This is a genomic window from Ilumatobacter sp., from assembly GCF_049588435.1.
Lineage (GTDB): Bacteria > Actinomycetota > Acidimicrobiia > Acidimicrobiales > Ilumatobacteraceae > Ilumatobacter_A.
This window is the reverse complement of the sequence record NZ_JBAVYV010000110.1, coordinates 1-2,340: the sequence shown is the minus strand read 5'-3', so window position 1 is coordinate 2,340 and position 2,340 is coordinate 1. Positions and strand designations below refer to the sequence as shown.

The 2,340-nt window shown below is 67.9% G+C and carries 2 protein-coding genes and 1 pseudogene; all 3 read right to left on the bottom strand.

Features of this window, described 5'->3' with window-relative positions; genetic code table 11:
* Positions 1-694: pseudogene (locus WBV89_RS04075) on the bottom strand (hypothetical protein); the annotation flags it as partial.
* Positions 695-704: 10 nt separating this feature from the next.
* Positions 705-1,043, bottom strand: coding sequence for a metallopeptidase family protein (locus WBV89_RS04070; RefSeq protein ID WP_423980063.1), 339 nt, complete (start codon positions 1,041-1,043; stop codon positions 705-707).
* Positions 1,044-1,092: 49 nt separating this feature from the next.
* Complete coding sequence (locus WBV89_RS04065) at positions 1,093-2,247, bottom strand: Mrp/NBP35 family ATP-binding protein (RefSeq protein ID WP_423980062.1); 1,155 nt, start codon at positions 2,245-2,247, stop codon at positions 1,093-1,095.
* Between the last annotated feature and the right edge of the window lie 93 nt (positions 2,248-2,340).

Sequence of the window (2,340 nt, the reverse complement as noted above, 5' to 3'; positions counted from 1 at the left end):
GGCGTGGTCCGACGAATCCAGCGACGATCTGCTCACCGATGGAACAGTCGAACGGCAGCCCGTCGTGTTCGAGTTCGGCGCAGATCAATTCGGCGGCGGATTCGGACAGAGCGGTGGTCCGAGGTCGATCAGGCCCCCGCGGTGCACCGGCGTGCGGCGCGTCCGCGAGTCGGGCGAGCGCTGCTTCCTGCGCGGTTCGGACCTCGAGGGCGAGCTCGGCCCAGCGTTCGATGCGGGTGGGATCGGTGGCCCACTCGCCCGTGACCCATTCGGGATGCAGGTAGCCGTCCGGTCGGATCGGATGTTCCGGGTCGTCGGGTTCGGTCGCCTGGTGGAACAAGTCGACGGGTTCGACGGTGGGGACGGCGTCGACGTCGAGACCGTGCGCGAACGCCCAGACGCGGTCGGCGCCGCTCGTCCATCCGCCGACGAGGAGGCGGTGGACCGCCGACAGGTCCCAGCATCGAGCGACTCGGACGCCGAGATCGAGCATGGCGATGGCCGTCGCGTTCGACCACCACACCCACCGGGGACCGATCGCCTCGAGGTGTCGCAGTGTGCTCGCCAGCTCGGGTGCGGGGATGGAGAAGCCGGCGTGACCGGCCACGGCCACCGCTGCACCCTGTTCGCCGATGGCGATCGCCACCGGCTGATGTGGGTCGACCAACCCGTCGAGGACGTCGGCGGTCGACATCGTGTGCGGGTCAGCCCCAGCCGAGCTCGTGGAGGCGGGCGTCGTCGATGCCGGCGGCGTGCGCGACCTCGTGGATCACGGTCACGTACACCTCATCGGCCAGTTCGTCGAGGTCGTCGCACATCTCGCAGAGCGCACGGCGGTAGATCGAGACCACATCGGGGCCCTCGTGACCGGTGCGTTCCGTGTGCGGCACACCCTCGTACAAGCCGAGCAACGTCGGCTCGGCCGGGTTGCGATCGACCACCTGGACGACGACGTTGTCGAGGACGTGGTGGAGTTCGTCGGGGAGGTCGTCGAGCGCCTCGCGCACCATGCGTTCGAAGCGGTACTTCGGAACCAGGTCCATCGTCGGCTCGATCCGTCTCTCGGGTCCCGTCGGGTTCGACCGGTTCGGGTCAGATGACCTTGAGGGCGTCGGAGTAGACCTTCTTCGGCTTCATCTCGACGGCGATCTGTCGCGCCATCTCGTGGAACGCCGTGGCGGTCTCCGACTCGGGATCGATCGCGGTGATCGGCCGGCCCTCGTCACCACCCTCACGGAGTGCGTTGGTGAGGGGCAGCTTTCCCATCAGCGGCACGCCGAGCTCATCGGCCAGTTCCTGGCCACCGCCCGACCCGAAGATCTCGTACCGCTTGCCGTCGTCGCCGGTGAACCACGACATGTTCTCGATGATGCCGCGCACGGGCAGGTTGACCTTCTCGGCCATCGCCGCGGACATCGCGGCGACCTTCTGTGCGGCGGGCTGCGGCGTCGTGACGACGTACACCTCACCGCGTGGGAGGAACTGCGCGAGCGAGAGGGCGATGTCGCCGGTGCCGGGCGGCATGTCGATGAGCAGGAAGTCGGGCTCGTCCCAGAACACGTCGGTGAGGAACTGCTCGAGTGCCTTGTGCAGCATCGGTCCCCGCCAGATGACCGCCTGGCCCTGTGGGATGAAGTAGCCGATCGAGATGCAGCGCACGCCCCACATCTCGGGTGGCACCAGCATTTCGTCGATCACGATCGGTTCGCGGTCGGTGCCAAGCATGCGCGGGATCGAGTAGCCGTAGATGTCGGCGTCGACGACACCGACCGAGTACCCCTGCGCGGCGAGTGCGACCGCCAGGTTGGTCGTGACCGACGACTTGCCGACGCCGCCCTTGCCCGACGAGATCAGCAGCGGACGGGTCTTCGAACCCGTCTTGGCGAACGGGATCTCGCGTCCTTCGGCGTGGCCGTGGGCCTGGTTCGAGCCGGCGGTGGCCGATCCGCCGCCGCCGTGCACCATCTTGCGGACGTTCTCGCGCTCCTCGTCGGTCATCACCGTGAACTCGAGGTCGATCGACTCGACGCCGTCGAGTTCGGTGGCCGCATCGGACACGCGCCGGGTGATCTCGCCCTTCAACGGGCAGCCGGGCACGGTGAGCGCGACGAGCACGCCGACCACGCCGTTGTCACGGATCTGGACGGCCTTGACCATGCCCAGATCGACGATCGAGCGATGCAGTTCGGGGTCCTCGACCGGCCGGAGTGCATCGATGACCTGGTCCTCGGTGACGGTGATTGCCATGGTTCCAGTGTGGCGAGCCGTGATGGCATTGCCACCGCCGCCACCAATGTGCCTCCGTGCCCAGGCCCTCCCCACCAGAATGCGCGTCGGTGC

Excerpts from the sequence above, each read along its gene's own strand:
- WBV89_RS04070 (WP_423980063.1), bottom strand. The coding sequence starts at position 1,043 with ATGGACCTGGTTCCGAAGTACCGCTTCGAACGCATGGTGCGCGAGGCG.
- WBV89_RS04065 (WP_423980062.1), bottom strand. The coding sequence starts at position 2,247 with ATGGCAATCACCGTCACCGAGGACCAGGTCATCGATGCACTCCGGCCG.